Source organism: Falsiroseomonas tokyonensis (genome assembly GCF_019024325.1).
Lineage (GTDB): Bacteria > Pseudomonadota > Alphaproteobacteria > Acetobacterales > Acetobacteraceae > Falsiroseomonas > Falsiroseomonas tokyonensis.
Genome location: NZ_JAFNJS010000048.1, coordinates 1 through 1,179, shown reverse-complemented (window position 1 = coordinate 1,179; position 1,179 = coordinate 1). Strand labels below are relative to the sequence as shown.

The 1,179-nt window shown below is 64.0% G+C and carries 2 pseudogenes; one reads left to right on the top strand and one right to left on the bottom strand.

From position 1 onward, the window contains the following. Window positions 1-38: 38 nt before the first annotated feature. Window positions 39-287, top strand: a pseudogene (locus tag J3S20_RS31360) (M23 family metallopeptidase); the annotation flags it as partial. 69 nt (window positions 288-356) lie between these two features. On the opposite strand, the pseudogene J3S20_RS29895 reads toward J3S20_RS31360, so the two are convergent. Continuing rightward, window positions 357-1,103 (bottom strand): annotated as a pseudogene (locus J3S20_RS29895) (IS3 family transposase); the annotation flags it as partial. Window positions 1,104-1,179 lie beyond the last annotated feature (76 nt).

The following is a 1,179-nucleotide window of genomic DNA, read 5'->3' as shown; positions in this document are numbered from 1 at the left end:
GGGTTGCGCATCGGGCTTCCCTGCGCCACAGCGGGCCCATGATAATACGCCGCTCGGCTTTCCTTGCCTTATTGGCCATTTATACGCCCGTGGACGCCCTGGCGGCCCTTTGTCCAGTCGCCTTGCCAGTCGCGGGTGAATTTTCCTCCGGCTTTGGGCCACGCCATGGCGGGATGCATTCTGGGGTCGACTTGCGCGCGCCGGTCGGTACCCCGGTCCGTGCCACGCTGCCCAGTACCGTAATATTTGCAGGGCGCTACTTTGACTATGGCTTGATGGTGGAAGTTCAGCATGATGAGGTGGTCCCCATTCGTCGGACAGCTTGGCGGCCTGGAGAAGCTCGATCCTGGTTTCCGTCAGGCCGCCAATTTCGTCACCGCATTGGCCCCATACGCCTCGTCCGGTGTCCTGCCGTCCAGGCCAGAATGTGGGCGTCTGGTATTGTAGTAGCCGATCCACTTCGACAGCCCGGCCCGCAGTTCCGAGCCGGTCTCGAAGGCATGCAGGTAGACGCACTCGTACTTCAGGCTGCGCCACAGTCGCTCGATGAAGACATTGTCCAGCCAGCGGCCGCGGCCGTCCATCGAGATGCGCACCCCGGCCTGCTGCAGGAGACCGGTGAACCGCGGCGAGGTGAACTGGCTGCCCTGATCGGTATTGAAGATCTCCGGCCGCCCGTACCGCGCCATGGCCTCCTCAAGCACCTCAAGGCAGAACTCCACCTCCATGGTGTTCGACACCCGCCAGGCCAGCACCTTGCGCGTCGCCCAGTCCATCACCGCGACCAGGTAGAGGAAGCCACGCCGCATCGGCAGGTAGGTAATGTCGGCGCACCAGACATGGTTGGGACGGTCGATCACCAGGTCCCGCAGCAGGTAGGGAAAGACCCGGTGCTCGGGGTTCGGCACCGTCGTCCGCGGCCGTTGGTAGATCGGCGCCAAGCCCATCTTCGTCATCAGCCGCCGGATGCGTTTGCGGCCGACCACGTAGCTCTCGCGCCGCAGGTGCCGCGCCATCTGCCGCGAGCCGTACCAGGGCGTCTCCAGGAACTGCGCGTCGATCAGGCGCATCAGCTCGAGGTTCAACGCCGTCTCGCCTACAGGTGGCCTGCTGCCGGTTCGATGGACACCTGGATAAGGTTTTCACCCGATCGGAGGCCCTTGCATGGGACGAAGGACA